Origin of the sequence: Paenibacillus terrae, from assembly GCF_005217525.1 — a bacterium.
Taxonomy (GTDB): domain Bacteria; phylum Bacillota; class Bacilli; order Paenibacillales; family Paenibacillaceae; genus Paenibacillus; species Paenibacillus terrae_C.
Genome location: NZ_PNXQ01000012.1, coordinates 445740 through 465002 on the forward strand (window position 1 = coordinate 445740; position 19263 = coordinate 465002).

The 19263-nt window shown below is 50.5% G+C and carries 18 protein-coding genes; 14 read left to right on the top strand and 4 right to left on the bottom strand.

The features are described from left to right. The first annotated feature begins 22 nt into the window (after positions 1 to 22). The 3 genes from gmd (at position 23) to C1I60_RS12090 (ending at position 3732) form a co-directional block, all read left to right on the top strand. Positions 23 to 1012 carry a GDP-mannose 4,6-dehydratase gene (gene gmd, locus C1I60_RS12080; RefSeq protein WP_137061928.1) on the top strand — a complete coding sequence of 330 codons (990 nt, stop codon included), beginning with the start codon at positions 23 to 25 and terminating at the stop codon, positions 1010 to 1012. Between the two features lie 121 nt (positions 1013 to 1133). Next, complete coding sequence (locus C1I60_RS12085) at positions 1134 to 2477, top strand: flippase (RefSeq protein ID WP_137061929.1); 1344 nt, start codon at positions 1134 to 1136, stop codon at positions 2475 to 2477. Further along, a complete protein-coding gene (locus C1I60_RS12090; protein WP_137061930.1) occupies positions 2464 to 3732 on the top strand; it encodes a hypothetical protein in 1269 nt (422 codons plus the stop codon). The genes C1I60_RS12085 and C1I60_RS12090 overlap by 14 nt, the downstream gene beginning before the upstream one ends. Before the next feature lie 4 nt (positions 3733 to 3736). Here the strand turns inward: C1I60_RS12090 and C1I60_RS12095 are convergent, their stop codons facing one another. Next, positions 3737 to 3916 carry a hypothetical protein gene (locus tag C1I60_RS12095; RefSeq protein ID WP_137061931.1) on the bottom strand — a complete coding sequence of 60 codons (180 nt, stop codon included), beginning with the start codon at positions 3914 to 3916 and terminating at the stop codon, positions 3737 to 3739. Between the two features lie 497 nt (positions 3917 to 4413). On the opposite strand from C1I60_RS12095, the gene C1I60_RS12100 reads away from it, so the two are divergent. The 9 genes from C1I60_RS12100 to C1I60_RS12140 all read left to right on the top strand — a co-directional run bounded on the left by C1I60_RS12100 (position 4414) and on the right by C1I60_RS12140 (position 13952). After that, positions 4414 to 5643, top strand: coding sequence for a glycosyltransferase family 4 protein (locus C1I60_RS12100; protein WP_137061932.1), 1230 nt, complete (start codon positions 4414 to 4416; stop codon positions 5641 to 5643). A 158-nt stretch (positions 5644 to 5801) separates the two neighbouring features. Beyond that, positions 5802 to 7007, top strand: a complete 1206-nt coding sequence (locus C1I60_RS12105) for a glycosyltransferase family 4 protein (protein WP_137062259.1) — start codon at positions 5802 to 5804, stop codon at positions 7005 to 7007. Further along, complete coding sequence (locus tag C1I60_RS12110) at positions 6985 to 7794, top strand: WecB/TagA/CpsF family glycosyltransferase (RefSeq protein ID WP_137061933.1); 810 nt, start codon at positions 6985 to 6987, stop codon at positions 7792 to 7794. The genes C1I60_RS12105 and C1I60_RS12110 overlap by 23 nt, the downstream gene beginning before the upstream one ends. Positions 7795 to 7845: 51 nt before the next feature. Next, positions 7846 to 9186 (top strand): UDP-glucose dehydrogenase family protein, encoded by a 1341-nt coding sequence (locus tag C1I60_RS12115; RefSeq protein ID WP_137061934.1) that lies wholly within the window; start codon positions 7846 to 7848, stop codon positions 9184 to 9186. A 15-nt stretch (positions 9187 to 9201) separates the two neighbouring features. Beyond that, entirely contained in the window at positions 9202 to 10179 is a 978-nt protein-coding gene (locus C1I60_RS12120) for an LCP family glycopolymer transferase (RefSeq protein ID WP_137061935.1), read from the top strand. A gap of 133 nt (positions 10180 to 10312) precedes the next feature. Beyond that, on the top strand, positions 10313 to 10804 hold the full coding sequence (locus C1I60_RS12125) for a hypothetical protein (protein ID WP_137061936.1): 492 nt from the start codon (positions 10313 to 10315) through the stop codon (positions 10802 to 10804). A 108-nt stretch (positions 10805 to 10912) separates the two neighbouring features. After that, positions 10913 to 11833 (top strand): ABC transporter ATP-binding protein, encoded by a 921-nt coding sequence (locus tag C1I60_RS12130; RefSeq protein ID WP_137061937.1) that lies wholly within the window; start codon positions 10913 to 10915, stop codon positions 11831 to 11833. Then, on the top strand, positions 11826 to 12608 hold the full coding sequence (locus C1I60_RS12135; protein WP_137061938.1) for an ABC transporter permease: 783 nt from the start codon (positions 11826 to 11828) through the stop codon (positions 12606 to 12608). Before C1I60_RS12130 ends, C1I60_RS12135 begins: the two co-directional genes overlap by 8 nt. A 258-nt stretch (positions 12609 to 12866) precedes the next feature. Continuing rightward, a complete protein-coding gene (locus C1I60_RS12140; RefSeq protein WP_137061939.1) occupies positions 12867 to 13952 on the top strand; it encodes an AI-2E family transporter in 1086 nt (361 codons plus the stop codon). Between the two features lie 6 nt (positions 13953 to 13958). On the opposite strand, the gene C1I60_RS12145 is transcribed toward C1I60_RS12140, so the two are convergent. Both C1I60_RS12145 and C1I60_RS12150 read right to left on the bottom strand, forming a co-directional pair. Next, positions 13959 to 14423 carry a bactofilin family protein gene (locus tag C1I60_RS12145; protein ID WP_137061940.1) on the bottom strand — a complete coding sequence of 155 codons (465 nt, stop codon included), beginning with the start codon at positions 14421 to 14423 and terminating at the stop codon, positions 13959 to 13961. Between the two features lie 43 nt (positions 14424 to 14466). Then, a complete protein-coding gene (locus tag C1I60_RS12150) occupies positions 14467 to 15498 on the bottom strand; it encodes a M23 family metallopeptidase (RefSeq protein WP_170970787.1) in 1032 nt (343 codons plus the stop codon). A gap of 128 nt (positions 15499 to 15626) precedes the next feature. Here C1I60_RS12150 and cls point away from each other — a divergent pair, with 128 nt between their 5' ends. Both cls and C1I60_RS12160 read left to right on the top strand, forming a co-directional pair. Further along, positions 15627 to 17057 carry a cardiolipin synthase gene (cls, locus tag C1I60_RS12155; protein ID WP_137061941.1) on the top strand — a complete coding sequence of 477 codons (1431 nt, stop codon included), beginning with the start codon at positions 15627 to 15629 and terminating at the stop codon, positions 17055 to 17057. Between the two features lie 195 nt (positions 17058 to 17252). Continuing rightward, the gene (locus tag C1I60_RS12160) at positions 17253 to 18197 is read left to right on the top strand and encodes a YitT family protein (protein ID WP_137061942.1); all 945 of its coding nucleotides are present in this window, start codon (positions 17253 to 17255) and stop codon (positions 18195 to 18197) included. Between the two features lie 54 nt (positions 18198 to 18251). Here the strand turns inward: C1I60_RS12160 and ligD are convergent, their stop codons facing one another. After that, positions 18252 to 19142, bottom strand: a complete 891-nt coding sequence (gene ligD / locus C1I60_RS12165; RefSeq protein ID WP_137061943.1) for a non-homologous end-joining DNA ligase — start codon at positions 19140 to 19142, stop codon at positions 18252 to 18254. Positions 19143 to 19263 lie beyond the last annotated feature (121 nt).

Genomic DNA, 19263 nt, shown 5'->3' on the forward strand with positions numbered 1-19263 from the left:
AAAACGGTGTGGGGGAATAGGAATGAAAAAAGCGCTGATCACAGGGATTACCGGACAGGACGGATCTTATCTGGCTGAGCTGCTGCTGTCCAAAGATTATGAGGTGTACGGGGTACGCAGACGCACCAGTACACCGAACTTTGAAAATGTGGCACATATCCAGAATGACATTCATTGGCTTTCCGGCGATATGACCGATCTGGCCTCGCTCATCGAAGCCGTGCGTCAGTCTGAGCCGGATGAGGTCTATAACCTGGCTGCCCAATCCTTCGTTGCGGCCTCATGGCCGCAGCCCTTGGCTACCGGGCAGATTACAGCGCTATCCGTCACCAATATGCTGGAGGCGGTACGGATTGCCAAGCCGGACACGCGCTTTTATCAGGCGTCGAGCAGTGAGATGTTCGGCAAGGTACTGGAGACGCCGCAGACAGAAATGACCCCATTTTACCCGCGCAGCCCTTACGGTGTTGCCAAAGTGTACGGTCATTGGATCACCGTGAACTACCGCGAAAGCTTTGATATGTTTGCATGCTCGGGCATTTTGTTCAATCATGAATCGCCCCGCCGTGGGCTGGAGTTTGTAACACGCAAAGTGACGGACGCTGTAGCCCGTATCAAGCTGGGTTTGCAGCAGGAGCTGCGCATGGGGAATCTGGATTCGCTGCGGGACTGGGGGTTTGCGGGGGATTACGTTAAGGCAATGTGGATGATGCTCCAGCAGGATCAACCGGATGATTACGTCATTTCCACGGGAGAAATGCATTCCGTCCGCGAACTGCTGCAAATTGCCTTTTCCCATGTAGGTCTGAACTATGAGGATTATGTCGTCATTGATCCTCAGTTCGTCCGTCCGGCAGAGGTGGATCTACTGCTCGGCGATTGCGCCAAGGCGAAGGAAAAGCTGGGCTGGCGAGTGGAAGTAGGCTTCGAGCAGCTCATTCATATGATGGTGGATACAGACTTGGAGCGGGTAAAAAGGCAGGCTGCGGTCGAAGCTTCCGTCGTCGTGTAAGACATGGAGGGACCGCCCGCTGGCCGGGAGGTCTCTTCGCTGTACTTATTGTAGTCGCGTCGGCAGAACAGTATGGTATGGAGCCGTGCGAAAGGTCATTTTTCAAGATGGAGTAGAGCTTATGACATTAGTCAAAAATCGCGCCAAGCCACGCAGAAGTCTGCTGGTGAATACGTCCTGGCTGTTCGGTGACAAGATGATCCGCATGGTGTTTGGCCTGGCGGTCAGCATTATCATGGCAAGAGTGCTCGGACCGGAGCAGCTGGGGAAGTGGAATTATGCGGAATCTTTTTTCGGGATGTTCCTGATTTTCACGACGCTTGGCTTTGATTCCATATTGGTGCGTGATCTCGTCAAGGACCCCAAGGATGAGCATGAGTTACTGGGTACGACGATTCTGCTGAAGCTGGCGGGTACTGTGGTAGCCATTGTCTTGTCATGCTCCTTCATTTCGCTGCTCAGACCGGAGAATAGTTCCGTACGGTTGATCAATCTGATCCTGGCAACGGCCTCGGTGTTTCAGTTGTTTGATATCATCGACTACTGGTTCCGGGCGCAGATGTTGTCCAAATACACCGTCATTGCCAAGAACACAGCCTTTGTCCTCAGCTCCACCGTTAAAATCATTTTATTGCTGTCCGGTGTCCCCATCTGGGTGGTGGCGCTGTGCGCTCACGGCGAGTTTCTGCTGGGAAGTCTGATTCTGCTGTATTTCTTCCGTAAGGAAGGACGGCGTATGCACAAGTGGACGTTCAGCTTAACCACAGCACGACGGATTATGAATCACAGTTGGCCACTTATTTTGTCATCCTCCGCTGTATATGTACAGGCACGGATCGATCAGGTCATTATCGGCGAGATGCTGGGAGATGCGGCGGTGGGGCAATATTCTGTTGCACTCCGACTCATTGAAGTGCTGGGCTTTATTCCAGTCGTCCTTACCACAGCATATGCCCCGGTGGTGACCCGTTCCAAGATGAAAGGGAGCGACGAATACAGACAGACGTTGTCCAACGTGTATCGGTTGATGTTTATCTGTTTTCTTGTGACCTCGATACCGTTGTTTTTTCTGTCCCAGTGGGTGGTGGTCGTGCTGTATGGGCGGGAATTTACCGAGGCAGGCTCTTTGCTGTCGCTGTTTGCGATTCGTCTGTTTTTCACCAATTTCAGTGTTGCCAAAAGCTTGTTTATCACGAATGAAAATTTGTTCAAATATACGCTGCTGACCTCGATCGTGGGTGCGGTCACAAATGTGGCTTTAAATTATGCGCTTATCCCGTTGCTTGGTGTTCGAGGCTCGCTGGTGGCGACCATCTTGTCTTTTACGATATCTGTATTTTTATTGGATTTGCTGTTCAAGGAAGTCAAAGCCAATTTGAGCTGGATGATCCAGTCGATCCTGAGCTTCTGGCGTGTTCATATTACAGTACCGAAAGTTGGAGAGAACAATCATGATACCCATTAAACCGTTTGTTCAGCATGAGGGACAATGTCCGCATTGTGGAGATAAGGTACGGGGCGGAGAGGTGCTGTGGCAGGGAATTCATGTATGTGTCAGCACTTGGTGTGAGGGCTGTGGACGTGAATATATCGAGGATATGCCGGTCGGTCATGCCACGTATTCACCCTATCGGGTAGAAGTGCCCAACTATACATTGACGGGAGATGCGAAGTCGAGAAAATGGCTCGGAGAGCCCTTGCGGCAAGCGTTGCTAAGTCCTTCCTATGATTTGGCGGTTGGTATGACTGTGCATAAAATGAAACCCTTTAAGCGCATCATCATCGTCAATACGATTGATTATTTGTATGGTCACGCTTTGCTCAAGCTGCTGAATGTGCAGCGGGAATACGAACAATCGCCGGAGCTGGGCATCGTCGTTATTGTGCAAAAATCGTTGGAGTGGATGGTTCCCGCATGTGTGGCTGAAATCTGGACAGTCGATGTGCCGTTCAGCAAGGCCCGCAACTTTTATCCGGTGCTGCATCATCGGATGATAGAGGAACTGGTACGTTTTGATGAGGTCCATGTCAGTCCGGCGTATTCACACCCTAGTCAGTTCGATATTGAGCAGTTTACGGGTATCCCGCGTTATGAGGATGGTCGTGAGTCGGAGCCGCGAATTACCTTCGTATGGAGGGAAGACCGCTTGTGGAGCGGCAGCCATCATATCGCACGGGCAGTGCAGAAATTTCCGCAGCTCAAACGTTGGCTTAAACCGCTGATTTATCATCAGCGCCGCAAAATCATTCGGTTGTTCCGCAGGTTGCGGGAATCCTTTCCAGATTACCGTTTTACGGTTGCCGGATTGGGTCGCACCGGGAGCTTCCCAGCATGGATTACGGACGAACGTGTCGCACGCTTCGACCGGGAAAGTGAACTGCGAGTATGCGAGGTGTATGCTGCCAGCCGATTAGTGATCGGCATTCACGGCTCCAATATGCTGCTGCCCTCCGCCCATGCCGGCATGACGATTGACTTGATGCCCAAGGATCGTTGGGGCAACTACGCGCAGGATATTTTATTTCACGAAAAGGACCATCGGCTTACGGCCTACAAATACCGCTTTGTCCCGATGGAGTCGAGCGTGACCTTGGTGGCAGATATGGCGGCTGCCCAGCTTAAAGGAGCAGATCATTTTAATATGCAGATGATGGAAGAAAAACAGAGGCAGGGGGAAAGCTCGGTTTGGAGGGGGGAGGCCGCTTCGGGACGGATTTGATCTCCTAGCTACGACTGTCGGTGTAAGGCGCTTCGAGTAGCATTTGATCTTCCGAACGCTGTTGCTGTGGGATTCCTTGGATTAAATAAGCCCCATAGGGGCGGAATCCCACAAGGGTATGCTTCCGAAGCGAGCTTTCCGTAGGAAAGCTTTGAGGCGAATGCTGACGCTTCTCCAGATTCAAATCCTACCCTCCGCTACTTCCCGCCGCCGCCAAAAAGAATTCCCCCTGCCCATAGGGTGGGTGGGGAGGTAAGAGCCGCCCGGCGATAGCTTCGCCCTATCGCCGCGAAATTCTCGCCAGGCATGAGCCCGGCGCAGTACACACTCAGTACAGTTCTCTGTCAAGGTGACAGCGTTCTGTGGATAACAATCTTTTGGCAGTCAACGCCTGCGTGCATCCGCCCGCGTAACCCGCGCAGCGGGGGCACTTCATGCCCTAAGTTCCCTTTTTTTAAATTAGGGTGACTTTATGGACACGGCGGTCAGCAGCGAAGCGGTCCATTTGAATCTGAAGAAGCGCTAGCGTTCGCCTTTGCAGTGGGATTCTTACCTTGGAATGTTTTATATCATCCAAGAATCCCACTGCAACAGCGATCGGAAGATCAAATGGAGTGCGCAGCGGTCTCTAAACCCTCGCACCCCATAACTCACCCAATATGAAATGGCAGGAGCCTAATGATGATTCAAAAAATATTGTATCTTCGCAATTTTGCCAGCAAGGTGAACGGGGACTCATACAATTTGCAGGAAGTCGGCTTGGGCAAGGCACTCGTTCGGAAAGGCTTCGATTGCGACATTGTCTACTACAACGACCACAAGGAAACTCATCTGGAGCAGATATACCGTCACGAAGGCTGCACATTGCGCATCATCTGGCTCCACGGATTGAAGTTCCTGAACAACAGCATCTACAGGGATGTCCTCAAGGATTCGTTTTTGGCTGCTTATGATTGGGTCATCTCCACAGAATACAACCAGATCATGACTTATCTGCTTTCCCGCAAATGTCCGGAAAAGCTGGTGCTGTATCACGGCCCGTACCGCGATAATACACATGCGCTGATCCGAAGATTGTACGATACCCTGCTACTGCCGAAGGTGGCAAAGTCTCTACGCGGTACCTTTGTCAAATCCGAACTGGCCAAGCGCTATCTGGAGGATAAAGGCTTTCACAACGTCGTCACCCTTGGAGTCGGACTGGACCGCAGCAAAGTCGAGGGAACGTTCAACAATGACAACAGCGGCAATGACACAAGCGAAGGTCGTGAGAAAAACCGCGAGGTTGCGGATGAGCTGAGACGGCTCGGGGATCGTCCGGTGCTACTGTATGTCGGCGTGCTGGAGGAGCGTAGAAATATACGTTTTATGCTGGGCGTGTTCAAAAAGGTACTTCAAAAGCACCCCTGTTGCCTTTTGATCATCGTAGGGGATGGACGTAAGGCGGATACGGATCGCTATTGGGCCTATGCCCATGAGCTTGGGCTGACGGACAGTATTTTGCATTTTACAAGAGTGGAGCAGCGGCATCTGTGGCAGGTTTACGGAGCAGCGGATGCGATGCTGTTTCCGACTCATTACGATATTTTCGGTATGGTGCTGCTGGAAAGTATGCTGTTTCGCGTCCCGATTATCTCTTCGGTAAATGGCGGCTCGGTTACCTTGATCGAGGACGGGGTGAGCGGAGTGATCCTGAGCAGCTTTTCGGAGGAGGAGTGGGTGAGCCGAGTCTCTGAATTGTTGGACAATGCTGAGCTGAGACAAAGGATGGCGGAGCAGGCGTTTCTTACAGTCGAGCGTATGTCGTGGGATCGGATTGCGGAAGAAATGCTAAGCCACTCACGGATACAACCGATGCAGCTCACGCACCATCCCATGCAATCTACGCAGGAACGAGGGACGGCCACGTGAGCAAACAGATCAACATACAGACAGGGCCTCCAGTACATCTACAGGTTTCAAATCCAGACCATCATCATGTTCAGGGGGAGGTCCCTCAGTCCGACATATCATCACCAGCATCTGATACAGCAAACCATGTCCATCGACGTGAATATAACCAAAACACAGTGGGTAAGGTGCTGATCATCCACAACTTTTATCAGCAAAGCGGTGGAGAAGACAAGGTTGTCGAGCAGGAATTGGTTTTGCTGCGCTCCAGAGGGATAGAGACGGAGCATTATTATGTTCATAACGACAGCATCCAAAGCAAAGGGCTGGCTAACATGGCAAAGCTGGCGGTGGAGGCGACTTGGTCCCTGCCCGAGTTCAAAAGAATCAAAAAGCTGCTTTTGCGGGTGAAACCGGATGTGGTGCATGTGCATAACTTTTTTCCGGTTATTTCTCCTTCCGTCTATCATGCCTGTGAACGGCTGGGAATTCCGGTCGTCCAGACGCTGCATAATTACAGGCTGATTTGTCCGGCGGCGACTTTTATGCGGGGGAATGAGGTTTGTGAAAAATGCCTGCACGGCACTTTGCTGCATTCCATCCGCCACGGGTGCTACCGGGGCTCACAGCTACAGACGATTCCGGTGGCGGCGATGATCAAGTTCAACAATCTGATCGGTACATGGCAACACAAAGTAAGTCGATATATTGCGCTAACCGAGTTTGCGCGGGAGAAATTTGCTGAAAGTGGCATTCCACCGGATCGTATCGTGGTGAAGCCAAATTTCATCCAACGTAAAGAGGTGGAAGCCGTGTATGACCCGGCTGATCGTTACTTGTTGTTTGTGGGGCGAATCTCGGCTGAAAAAGGAGTGCGTAATCTGCTGCAAGCCTGGACACAGGTGGAGGATCGGGGCGGCTTGAGACTGGTCATCATCGGGGATGGCCCGGAAAAGGCTGAATTGGCTGCCGCGTATCCGCAGGAGGACATCCGTTTTCTGGGCAAGCAGGATGGAGACACGGTGCTGGATTGCATGAGCCGAGCCATGTATGTCATGGTCCCTTCCATTTGGTATGAAGGCTTTCCCATGACCATCGTAGAGTCCTATTCCGTGGGAACCCCGGTGTTGTGCAGCCGAATCGGGGCGCTGGAGGAAGTGGTGGAGGATGGAGTGACCGGGTTTCATTTTCAACATGATGATATGGAACATATCAGTGCCGTAATCTGTCGTGCGACAGCCTATGAAAACTATTCAGCCATGAGAGAGAAGGTATCGGAAATATATGCTGCTCGGTACACGGAAGAAGTGAATTACAAGCAACTGATGGACATATACAACGAGGCGATAGAGGAGCGTGCTTATGAAGCAACTGCCCCAGTATAGAGTCGGAAGGATTGCGGACGCAGATATTGCGGCGCTTACGTTTCAGGAAACCGTACACACGGTGGAGCAATGGGCGGGCGGACGCAAGGACAGCTATGTATGTATCTGTAACACGCATTCTATTGTTACAGCCGGAAATCAATCCGAGTTCCATGATGCACTTGCGTGTGCAGATTTGTGTACCCCGGATGGTATGCCGCTGGTATGGGCGCTCAAGCTGTACGGATTTGAGCGTCAGGACCGGGTGGACGGACCCAGTCTGATGCTCAAGCTGTGCGAACGCGCGCCGCAGACCGGGTTAAGTATCTATTTTTACGGCAGCACGCCGGATGCGATGGACAGCCTGAAGGAAAGAATGGAGCAGGACTACCCAGGTATCCGAATTGCGGGTGGCTTTTCACCGCCATTTCGGGAGCTTCGACCCGATGAGGAGGAGCAGATTGTTCATGACATCAATGCGTCAGGCGCGCATATCATCTTCGTCAGCTTGGGCTGTCCAAAGCAGGAAATATGGATGTATCGTAACAAAGACCGCATCCGTGGCGTGATGATTGGTGTAGGAGCGGCTTTTGACTATATCACCGGAAAGGTTCGCAGACCGCCGCTAATGATACAAAGGCTGGGGCTGGAGTGGCTGTACCGCCTGATCAGCGAACCGAAACGGTTATGGAAGAGATACGCCTATAACAATCCGGTGTATGTATACCGATTTTTCAAATCCTATCGGCGGAACAAACGGCTTACGCTCCATCATAATCGGCATGCAGGGAGAGGCATAGAGAAGTGAAGCTGGTAAAAGCGTAATTCAGCGAGACAGTATGTAAAAGGGGGAGCCGTTTTGAAGCTATGTGTAATTGGTGCGGGGTATGTGGGACTGGTATCGGGAGTCTGTTTTGCTGCGCTCGGGAATACGGTCGTCTGTGTCGACCAGAATGAGGACAAAATTAGCCAGCTTCATGAAGGAAAAGTACCGATTTATGAGCCGGGCTTAAAAGGCTTGATCCAGGATAATGTCGAGCAGGGCCGACTGACCTTTACAACAGATACTGCATCTGCGGTAGAGGGAGCGGAGATTGTTATTTTGGCGGTCGGAACGCCTTCGTTGCCGGGCGGGGAAGCGAACCTGTCCTATATTGAGGAAGCCGCACGCGAGGTGGCAGACGCCATGAACGGCTACAAAGTGATTATCACCAAAAGCACGGTGCCTGTCGGAACCAATGATCGTATTCACAGCCTGATCGCGAGCCGCACGAACTACTCTTTTGGCGTGGCTTCGGTTCCTGAATTTTTACGCGAAGGCTCGGCGGTAGCAGATACGCTCCAGCCGGACCGGATCGTGATCGGGGCATCCGACCCTCATGTCGCCGCTGTGCTGTGTACGCTGCATGAGCCGCTGACGACAAATATTTTGACCACAGATATCCGTTCGGCGGAGATGATCAAGTACGCGTCGAACGCTTTTTTGGCGACTAAAATTTCGTTTATTAATGAGATTGCGAATATCTGTGAAAAAGTGGGTGCAGACGTTACGCGTGTGGCACACGGCATGGGGCTGGATCAGCGGATCGGTTCCTCTTTTCTGTCCGCAGGCATCGGCTATGGCGGCTCTTGTTTTCCCAAGGATACACAGGCGCTGATCCAGATTGCGGGCAATGTGGACTATGAATTCAAGCTGCTGAAATCCGTGGTGGAAGTGAATCAGGGGCAGCGCTTTAATGTGATTCGCAAGCTGGAAGAAGCCTTAGGTGATCTGGAAGGAGCTACTATTGGCATATGGGGGCTGGCATTCAAGCCGAATACAGATGATGTAAGAGATGCTCCAGCGCTGGATATTATGCAGTCGCTTCTGGAAGCGGGTGCGCAAATACGTGCATATGACCCGGTCGCCACCGCCAACTTCCGCAGATTGCTGGACAGCTCGGAAGTGACATGGGCCGATAGCGCACGAGAAGCGGCGGAAGGATGCGACGCGCTGTGTCTGCTGACGGAGTGGGAGGAATTTGGTGAGGTGGGGCTGGGTGAGCTGAACGAGCTTATGAAGCATCCCATTATGATCGACGGACGCAATGTGTACCGTGAGGAGCAAATCAGACAGTCCGCCTTTGCATACTATTCTGTCGGCAGGCCGCAGATGAACAATATGGATATGGATCGTCATCGGTCTGTAATGAACCCGTAAAGGGGGAGGCTCTGTATGAAGCGATGGCTGAAAATAACATTAGGGGCCGCTGCATTATTGATGGTAGGTGCTGGTGCTTACACCGCTTATGTATATCATTCCGTTCAAACGGCGGCAAATGCTATGTATCATCCACGCAGTATCGTGCGGCCCGCCGCGATTTCTACCCTTGCAACAGGCGGAGCAGGACGCCCGGCAGTAACAAGCGCCGGATCGGGAACACCCAATCCGGCGGCCATATCCCAATTCAAGCCGTTCACCGTGCTTGTGTTGGGGGTGGACCAGCGTCCCCATGATCGGGGGCGTTCGGATACAATGATGGTCCTGTCCGTTAATCCCGCCGAAGGCTCTGTATTGATGTTCAACATCCCGCGCGATACGCGAACGGAGCTGATCGGCAGGGGACGTGAGGACAAAATCAATCATGCCTTTGCCTTTGGCGGCGTGGACATGTCGATCCGTACGGTAGAGCATTTCTTGAATCATCCGATGGATTACTATGTGCAGATGAACATGGAAGGGTTTGCGAAAATGGTTGATCTTTTGGGGGGAGTCACGGTTAACAATCCGCTCGATTTTCAATATGAGGGCCATCACTTTGCACAGGGCAGCTTGAAGCTGAACGGGACTGAGGCGTTGGCTTATGCCCGGATGCGTTTTGATGATCCGCGTGGGGACCTCGGAAGAAATGCCCGCCAGCGGGAGCTGCTCAAGCAAATTCTCGCACAGGCGATCAGCAAGGAAGGGCTGTTAAAGGTAAAACCGATATTGCAGGCAGCGGGGGAGCAAATCCGTACGGATATTACCTTTGACGATATGACGACCTTTCTGACCCGGATCGGCCCATCTCTACGGCAGACGGATATGGTTGAGTTGAAGGGTCATGGAACCAAAATCAACGGAGTGTATTATTACATCGTGGATAATCAGGAACGCCAGCGTATCCGTGGACTGATGGAGCAGCATTTGCTCACCACAGCCATATCACCTTAGGTTTGCCTTATGCAATCGGGTGGCTTGTAAGGAGGTCACCCGTCATTCTCTTTCATTCTCTTCTAAACTAGGCCTGTCCCACATACATCTTAGAGTATCCAGTAGAATGTCCAACTGAGGGGAGGGGCGATTTGTGCTGTTCAGAAGAAGAGCGGCTTCCACGTTCGTCCGTAAACTGCTGTATTTTGCAATGATATGTGGGCTATTATGGCTGCTGTGGCTGGGTCTGTGCGGGGTCATGTCTACGGGGGAAGGCGATCAGGCGGTCGAAGCGCTGAATGAGTTCTATACGATGGAGCAGTCAGGTAATTTCGGAGGCTCCTGGGAGCTTTTTCATTCACAAATGAAGAAAAAATTCGAAAAATCCACGTATGTACAGCAGCGTGCGCACGTGTTCATGCAGGATATGGGGACGGATACGTTCACATTCGAGCTGGGAGAGCCGCAGGCTGAATATGATATTCGCACAGAGCAGAGTGGAGACGAGCTGGGGAAGGTTTACCGTATTACGGTTACCCAGCATTATAAGACCCGGTTTGGTCATTTTGATATCGTACAGCCTTGTTATATGACGCAGGAAGGTGAAGAGTGGCGGGTGCTTTGGATATACAAGGATAAGGAATAATAGGACGCGGTGTTTCTAACAGGTTAAATATGGTACAATACTTCCAAAACCGGAAATGAACAGCAAAATAGAATAGAGCTTCACTCCGGATGGAAGGAGTTTCATAGCATGCAGCAAGCGACAGGACAGCTTCCCGTCATACGTATGGAGGGAGTGAGTAAAATCATTTCCTCAAAAGCGATTGTGGACGATCTGACGCTGGAGGTTCCAGCGGGGCAGGTATTTGGTTTCCTCGGACCGAACGGTGCGGGAAAAACAACCACCATCCGTATGATGGTTGGCCTGATATCGATCAGCAAGGGCGATATCCATATTTGTGGAGACAGCATCAAAACCGATTTTGAAAAGGCAGTTTCCCACATCGGTGCGATTGTGGAGAACCCCGAAATGTACAAGTTTCTGACCGGCTATCAAAATTTGCAGCATTTTGCGAGAATGTCACCGGGGGTGACGAAGGAGCGCATAGATGAAGCGATCCGCCTGGTAGGACTCGGAAACCGGATTCACGATAAAGTCAAAACCTACTCGCTCGGAATGCGGCAGAGACTCGGGGTAGCACAGGCGATCTTGCATCGGCCGAAGCTGCTTGTACTGGACGAGCCGACCAACGGATTAGACCCGCAGGGTATCCGCGAATTGCGGGATTATTTGCGGCAGTTGAGCCGGAGCGAGGGAATTACAGTATTCGTATCGAGTCACTTGTTGTCCGAAATGGAGCTGATGTGCGACCGTGTCGCTATTATCCAAAACGGACGATTGATTGACATCAAGCAATTGAAGAGCACAGTTGAAGAGGCCCAGACGGCGGAAATTGCTTTTGAAGTGAACGATGCCCAGCATGCTTATGCGCTTGCCGGTGCAGGGCGCGTCGAAGGCAACCAACTGCTGCTGCATCTGGAGCGGGAGCAAATAGCAGAGATGAACAGTCTTCTGGCTGCAAATGGAGTCAAGGTATATGCGATTCGCCCGGTGGCCCGTACGCTGGAAGATCAATTTTTGGAAGTGACGGGAGGCGGGTCCATTGGCTGACTTCTTTAGGCTGGTACATAACGAAAATCTTAAAATTTACCTGCGTGTACGGACATGGATTATGCTAGGGCTGCTTGCGGTCATTACGGCTGTGATTCCGATGCTGATTGCTCTTGTTTCCGATCAGGTCAGCGTGTGGGATGGTATCGTGTTGACGGCGATGTTTACATTTTTCCTCAATACGACGTTTACGGTCATTGTAGCGGCTGATTCGGTGGCAGGTGAATTTACATGGGGAACCATCAAGCTGCTGCTTATCCGCCCTTGGACCCGTAGCAAAATTCTGTTGTCCAAATATATATCGGTCATTCTGTTCAGTCTGCTCGGAACGTTCATTTTAGTAGCGATGGTTACGCTGTCCTCCTGGTTGATGTTATCCAAAGATGCGCCAGCTGGTTCGATTCCACCGTTCAGTGATCCGATATCTTATGTAACGCTGAATTTCTTGTACAGTTATATTGCTTTATTCGTGACTATGGCCTTTGCTTTTATGCTGTCTGCAGTTTTTCGTTCCAGCGCCTTGGCGATCGGCTTATCTCTGTTCATGATGTTCACCAAAACAATCTACAATTCAATCGGTTTGTTTAGTACAGATCGTTATGAATGGACCAAATACGTCCTATTTACGCATATGGACCTGAAAAAATATCTCGATATGCCGCCGGGTACAGTAAGCTCTGGTTTGACCTTTTCGCTCACCGTGCTGGCCACCTATTATGTAGTTTTTATTGCAATTACCTGGGTGGTTTTTGTGAAAAGAGATGTTTCAACCTAAACCCGAGCATCTGATTTGATCTGATTTTTATAACATGAGGATATTACAATATACTGAAAGCAACGAAAAGGACGTGTTAAATGGCTACCCATTTGCACGTCCTTTTTGCGCTGTTTTGGAGCTGTATCATACAATTACCGCTACAGATTCTGCGTACCGGGGTATATTGCAATCTATTTTCAGCAAGAATCAATCAATAGGGACGGTTTGCGTTTAAAGAGGTAGAGAGAAACAGATCAGAAGGGGGTGCTGCATGATATGCTGCCCAATAATCGTTTTTTTCGCCTGACTACAGGTATTGTCATGCTCTTGCTCATCATTTATTTGGGCACCAAAGTAAGTTTTATATTCAGTCCCATCGTATCTCTGGTCAGCTTGCTGGTTGTACCGTTAATGCTGTCCTTTTTCTTCTACTATTTATTGAGGCCAGTGGTAGATTTGATGGAACGAAGAAAAATCAAGCGCCCCATCTCCATTTTGCTGATTTATCTGGTCATTGCCGCGCTGCTGTTTATTTTCTCATGGGGTGTATGGCCTACATTGCGTGATCAGGTAACGAATTTATTTGAAAATGCGCCGAAGCTCATTAGCAGTCTGGTTGATCAATTGAGCCAATGGCGGCATAATCAATCCTTGAGACAAGTGTTGCCTCCGGGGGAAGATCCGCTGTCACGACTGTCGGATACGTTGAATGAGGCTTTTTCAGCTCTGTCCGATTATTCGGTTAAGCTGGTATCGTTCGTATCCTACTTTTTTATCGTCTTGGCTACCTTTCCGATTTTGCTCTATTACATGCTGAAGGAGGGGCGCAAGTTTGGTCCCAAAATGCTAAACTTCTTTCCTAAAGAATATCACAAGGACGCGCTGGAGGTCATGGAGGATATCGACAGTGCGCTCAGCAGCTTTATCGTGAGTCGGGTGCTGATAAATGTCGCGCTGGGTATTATGATGTTCCTTGGCTTTCTAATTATTGGTCTGCCTTACGCCTTGCTGCTCGCGGTCATTTCGATTTTTCTTAATTTTATCCCCTACGTGGGGGCTGTGGCGGCTTCCATACCCGTCGTCATTATCGGGTTTCTTGAATCACCTTCCATGGCAATCTGGTCGCTGGTCGTCGTGATCGCTGCCCAGCAAATTCAGGACAATTGGTTGTCACCTGTTGTGTTTGGCAAACAATTGGATATTCATCCGCTGACTGTCGTCATACTGTTATTGGTCGGTGGTGACTTGCTCGGCATTTTGGGTATCGTTTTGGTTATTCCGCTGTACATGTGCGCTAAAATAGTGATACGCAAGGTGTATCATTTATTTTTGGAACACAGGGTGGAAGATATGATGGAATGAATGGAATTATCCCGTCTCTGATTGCAGGGTTGCCTGACGGTTTTCCCTGTCTTTGCGAGTACCGGATTGTGTTTCAAGATCAGAAGCGTCAGTTGAAACAGCAGAGGGTTCTGCGTCTTTCGTTCGGATCATCTGACTCGTACCGTCCAGAACGCCGCCTTCGGAGATGACCAGCGCGGCGGCGGCTACTTTGCCGTACAGTTCGCCCGTAGGCGTGATCGTCAGTCGTCCCTCTGTGGTGATGCTTCCGAATACCTTGCCGGCAAGGGTGACGTCTCGTGCGATGATATCCGAACGCACGACAGCAGATTCTCCGATCACGACGGCATGAGTGCTGCAGATATCGCCCTGAAAATGGCCATCAATTCGAATATTGGCCTCAGCCTCAATCGTACCTTCAAAGCTGGTGCCGTTAGCCAACAGCGTATCGGTCACAGGTGCGGACAGCTTTTTTTTGGAGTCCTTGAACATGTTGTTTGCCTCCATTCATTTATTGTAAGGATTTTGAAAAATATCATTGTACATACAGTAACGGATCGACAGGCTGACTATGCTTGACGATCTGAAAATGAAGATGAGGCCCCGTGCTTCTTCCCGTACTTCCCAGAAGGCCGATGGTCTGTCCTTTACGGACTCGTTCCCCCGGAGTCACCTGCATACCGCTTAGATGCATATACCAGGACTGGAATCCGTCAGGATGCTGGATGATAATGCACTTGCCCCGTGCCCCGCTGGAGGCTGCCTCAAGCACAGTGCCCGCTCCTGCCGCATAGACGGGATCACCCGTTTGTCCGGCAATATCCATGCCCGAATGGAAAGCGGATTTGCCCGTAAACGGATCGCTGCGATAGCCGAAGCTGGAGGTCATCTGGCGTGAACTGACAGGCCAGGCCGAAGGCTTACCTTGTTCGGCAAGCGCCAGTCTGCGGGTCTGGAGCAACTGTGCGGCTTGCTTCTGCTCAAGGTTCTGCTGTACGGCGTTCGCCTGCTGAATAGAGCGGGGAACCGTGCGCTCTACCGTGTCCAGCATAGATTCGATTTCCTGAAAATCATCCTTGGCTTGACGAGTAAGCATGGCTGTATTTTCATGTACTGTAATCAATTCGCCCCCGGTATAGCCGGAGGCATCCCAGGAGAGTGGAGTCACGACCGTTTTGCTGCTACTGGTGGCAGAGGATTTTCCATATTTGCGGATAAATTGCTGCATTTGCTGCTCCAGTTCTGTTACACGCTGGAGGCGTTCGCGAATACTGGTGGCCTGATTCGTCAGCTCCATCACTTCGCGGCGCAGTCGCCCGATTGCCGCATCCTTGTCCGCTACCGTAACATCCATCTGCAAGCTCTGGACGGCAAGATTCGTTTCCATTTGGGAAATGATATGGGAAGAACGGATTTGCAGCCCGATCACGAGTGTAGAGATGGACGCGATCACAAGGGTCGGGACGAGAATGACAGCGGCTGTAGAGTATTGTAGCTGCTTGGGCGGTTGCTGTGCATCACGAATGACGAGCAAGGTCATCCGGCGATTTAGGCTTCCTTTTTTCATAATCGCTCCTTTCCGGACATCGCTCCTATCCTAATAGTGCTTGGTTACTATCTATTCAGCTTAAGGGGCAAACATGTCAAAAAAATTGGAGCTTGGTATAAAACATAGATGTATAAGGAGGCTTAAACATGCTGTGGTTGCTGTTGGTTTTAATTGTTTTTATTTTTCAGACCGGGACGATCCTGCTCTTTGAATTTCGCAAGCCGTCCAAGGCGGTAGCCTGGCTATTTATTTTGTTCTGTTTCCCGCTGATCGGCTTTGTCGTGTACTACTTTGTTGCACAGGATTATAAGAAGCGCAAAATGGTGCGAAAAGGGGGATCACAGCTATTCCGTGAATTCCGCGAGCGCCTATGGTCGCAATCCAGGGTGATTGAGAATGTGGAACAAATGCATAATCCTCATTTCAAGCATCAGGAGCGTCTGTTTAACCAGCTCATCCGTATGTCGGAAAATCCGCTGACCGGCTGCAATCGCACACGTGTGCTGACGGACGGGGAAGAGACCTTCGAGGCGATGCTGACAGCGCTGGAACAGGCGCAGTCTCATATCCATGTAGAGTTTTACATATTCCGGGCGGACGACATCGGTACCCGGTTTCAGGAGGTCATGATCCGCAAGGCGCGCGAGGGTGTGAAGGTTCGATTCGTGGTGGACGGTGTGGGGAGCTACAATCTGCCCTATTCTTTTATTCATGCCTGTAATGAGGCAGGTGTAGAGTTTCATTATTTTCTGCCCCCGTTTTTCGCGACGCTGGATCGGCGGATTAACTATCGTAACCACCGTAAAATCGTAGTGGTGGACGGATTGATCGGGTTTGTTGGAGGCATAAATGTGGGCGACGATTATCTCGGCAAGTACCCCAAGGTGGGATTTTGGCGGGACACGCATTTGCAGATGGAAGGAGATAGCGTCTATTTTCTGCAAAATGCATTTCTAAGCGACTGGAAGCTGGCCTCCGGGGAACGGCTGATGGATGAGAATTTATTTCCGCCGCATACCTGTGAAGGAGAAGAGGAGGTACAGATTTTGAGCAGCGGACCCGATCAGGTATGGGATACGATTCAGGAAATGTGCTTTGGTGCGCTGGCGGTTGCCAAGAAGCGGATTTGGATTACCACCCCGTATTTTATTCCCGATCCGGGGATTTATGAGGCGCTTAAGCTGGCGGCGGTCAGCGGCGTAGATGTGCGAATTATTATTCCATACAAATCGGATTCAAAGCTGGTGCATCTGGCGTCCCTGTCCTATGTGCAGGAGCTGCTGGAGGCGGGCGTGGAGTTCTATCAATATCGTAAAGGATTTATTCACGCTAAAATCATCATTGTGGATGATTTGCTCGGCTCGGTCGGGACCGCCAATATGGACATGCGCAGCTTTTTCTATAATTTTGAGTTGACCGCTGTACTCTTTGCCCGGTCAGCGCTGGAGCATCTTTCGGCCGATTTTGAAGAGGATCTGTCCAACTCTTCGCACATCGATTTAAAGGTGTTCCGCAGACGGCCACGATTACAGAAAACAGCTGAAATTCTGGCTCGCATGCTCTCTCCGCTCCTTTAAAGGCGGTTTTCGCCGTTTTTATCAATATAATCCGGCTTTATTGAGATTTATGTGCTTTTTGCTAACTTTTTTGCGCAAAATCACAGTTTTATGGTATAGTATTCATATAACACAATCGCGGTAAAGGAGAAGGGACTGCGGATCGCAGCCCCTTTTTTGGTCCAATATACCATAATGTAACGGGGGGATTTATATATGAGTGTAGTGAGCAAGGAAGTCCAAAGTCTGTCTGAGATCACAGATGTGACCGGAGAGTTGACCAAGATCAGCAAAATTCCAGCCAATCCTAAAAATAAAGCAAAACGCCTGTTTCAGCGTGCGGCCATGATTATTTTCGGTGCCGCGCTTATGGCAGTGGGCCTCGAAATATTCTTGGTTCCTAACGGCGTTATCGACGGTGGGGTCACAGGTATTTCCATTATGGCCTCCAAGATTACTGGCTACCCGCTCGGTATTTTCCTGACCCTGTTGAACCTTCCCTTTTTGGTTATCGGCTACAAGCAAATCGGCAAAACCTTCGCTTTATCCACATTATTCGGCATTATCGTGATGTCTATCGGAACCACGTTACTACACAGTGTAAATGCGTTGACCCCTGGCGAACCGCTGCTCGGTGCTATTTTTGGCGGTGTCATTCTCGGCGTTGGGGTAGGTCTCGTCATTCGGTCTGGCGGCTCGCTGGATGGAACAGAGATCGTAGCTATTCTCGTCAGTGAAAAAACTCCTTTTTCGGTCGGTGAGATCGTACTTTTCGTGAACATCTTCATTCTGGGCAGCGCAGGCTTTGTATTTGGTTGGCCGAATGCCCTGTATTCCATGATTGCTTATTATATTGCGATGAAAATGATTGATATTACCATCGAAGGTCTGGATCAGTCCAAATCGGTCTGGATTATTAGTGAAAAATACCGCGACATCGGGGATGCCCTGACGGACCGTCTTGGACGGGGCGTAACCTATCTGGAAGGTGAGGGTGGCTTTACAGGCGAAAGCAAGAAGGTCATTTTCGTCGTCATCACCCGACTGGAGGAAGCGAAGCTGAAGAACATCGTGGAAGATTGGGACCCGCATGCCTTTGTGGCAATTGGTAACATTCACGATGTGAAGGGCGGACGCTTTAAGAAAAAAGGAATACACTAGCGCAAGGGGACAATTCCTCGGCCGATTTTACGGCTGTGGAGTTCGTCCCCTTTTTTATGTGGCGCGCATATGCTTTAGAACATCTTCGATGGGCTGTGGAGGGACCTTGGAAATCAAGTCTCCTACCTGATTTAGCCGTTCCTCAATATTCAGCAAATGATAGTCAAGCGGTGAAACGTCTTGTCGTACCTCGTCCCATGTCAGTGGGGTGGACACCGTAGCGCCAGGGCGTGCCCGCGGGGTATAGGGAGCGGCCAGGGTTTTTCCTTGATAATGCTGCAAATAATCAAAATAGATAGCGGTTCCCCGATCCTTTTTTAAACGTTCCAGCGTGAACAGGTGCGGGTGCTTTTCGGTCACAAACTGTCCCACCAGCAGACCGATGCTGCGAAGCTCGTCGAAGGTTATGCCTGTGCGGATTGGGACGATAATTTGTACACCCGTGGCCCCGGACGTTTTGGGTACGGATTCCAAACCAAGCGAAGCCAGCACTTCACCGACGATGAATGCCGCTTCCATAATGCGTGGCTCCACTTCTCTGGACGGATCAAGGTCAATCATCCATTCGCAGGGCAGCGTGCTTCCGGCTTGATGCAGCGATGGGTGAAATTCCAGCGCCGCCTGATTGCCGAGCCATAGCAGTTGCGGTAGCGTACCAAGCACCATATATTCAATGCCGTCATGCAGGAAAGTCTCGATATAGCCCGGACGAGGCTGCGGGGCATTTTTCTGGTAGAAAAAATCCCCGTGAATACCGTGCGGCCAACGGATGACGGTCAGCAAACGGTTGTGGCTATATTTGAGCAGAAAAGGAGCCAGCACTGCAAGCTTACGAAGATACAGCGCTTTGGTGATACCAGCTTCGGGCCATAGCGGTTTATCCGGGTTGGTGATAGGAATTTCCAGACCTTCGATGGTAATGATGCCTTTAACAGCTTGTCCCATACGTCTACGCTCCTTCTTTTAACCTGTTATAAGCTGAACTCGAAAAAATGTACATGGAAACGGAGTAGACGGAATGATGCACCTCTAGATGTAGTTATGGATTAACATGAGCGTCATGTAC

Coding starts and splice junctions, on each gene's coding strand:
- C1I60_RS12140 (WP_137061939.1), top strand. CDS start 12,867: ATGCTGCCCAATAATCGTTTTTTTCGCCTGACTACAGGTATTGTCATG.
- C1I60_RS12145 (WP_137061940.1), bottom strand. CDS start 14,423: ATGTTCAAGGACTCCAAAAAAAAGCTGTCCGCACCTGTGACCGATACG.
- C1I60_RS12110 (WP_137061933.1), top strand. CDS start 6,985: ATGAAGCAACTGCCCCAGTATAGAGTCGGAAGGATTGCGGACGCAGAT.
- C1I60_RS12090 (WP_137061930.1), top strand. CDS start 2,464: ATGATACCCATTAAACCGTTTGTTCAGCATGAGGGACAATGTCCGCAT.
- C1I60_RS12160 (WP_137061942.1), top strand. CDS start 17,253: ATGAGTGTAGTGAGCAAGGAAGTCCAAAGTCTGTCTGAGATCACAGAT.
- C1I60_RS12120 (WP_137061935.1), top strand. CDS start 9,202: ATGAAGCGATGGCTGAAAATAACATTAGGGGCCGCTGCATTATTGATG.
- C1I60_RS12130 (WP_137061937.1), top strand. CDS start 10,913: ATGCAGCAAGCGACAGGACAGCTTCCCGTCATACGTATGGAGGGAGTG.
- C1I60_RS12150 (WP_170970787.1), bottom strand. CDS start 15,498: ATGAAAAAAGGAAGCCTAAATCGCCGGATGACCTTGCTCGTCATTCGT.
- cls (WP_137061941.1), top strand. CDS start 15,627: ATGCTGTGGTTGCTGTTGGTTTTAATTGTTTTTATTTTTCAGACCGGG.
- C1I60_RS12100 (WP_137061932.1), top strand. CDS start 4,414: ATGATTCAAAAAATATTGTATCTTCGCAATTTTGCCAGCAAGGTGAAC.
- ligD (WP_137061943.1), bottom strand. CDS start 19,142: ATGGGACAAGCTGTTAAAGGCATCATTACCATCGAAGGTCTGGAAATT.
- gmd (WP_137061928.1), top strand. CDS start 23: ATGAAAAAAGCGCTGATCACAGGGATTACCGGACAGGACGGATCTTAT.
- C1I60_RS12085 (WP_137061929.1), top strand. CDS start 1,134: ATGACATTAGTCAAAAATCGCGCCAAGCCACGCAGAAGTCTGCTGGTG.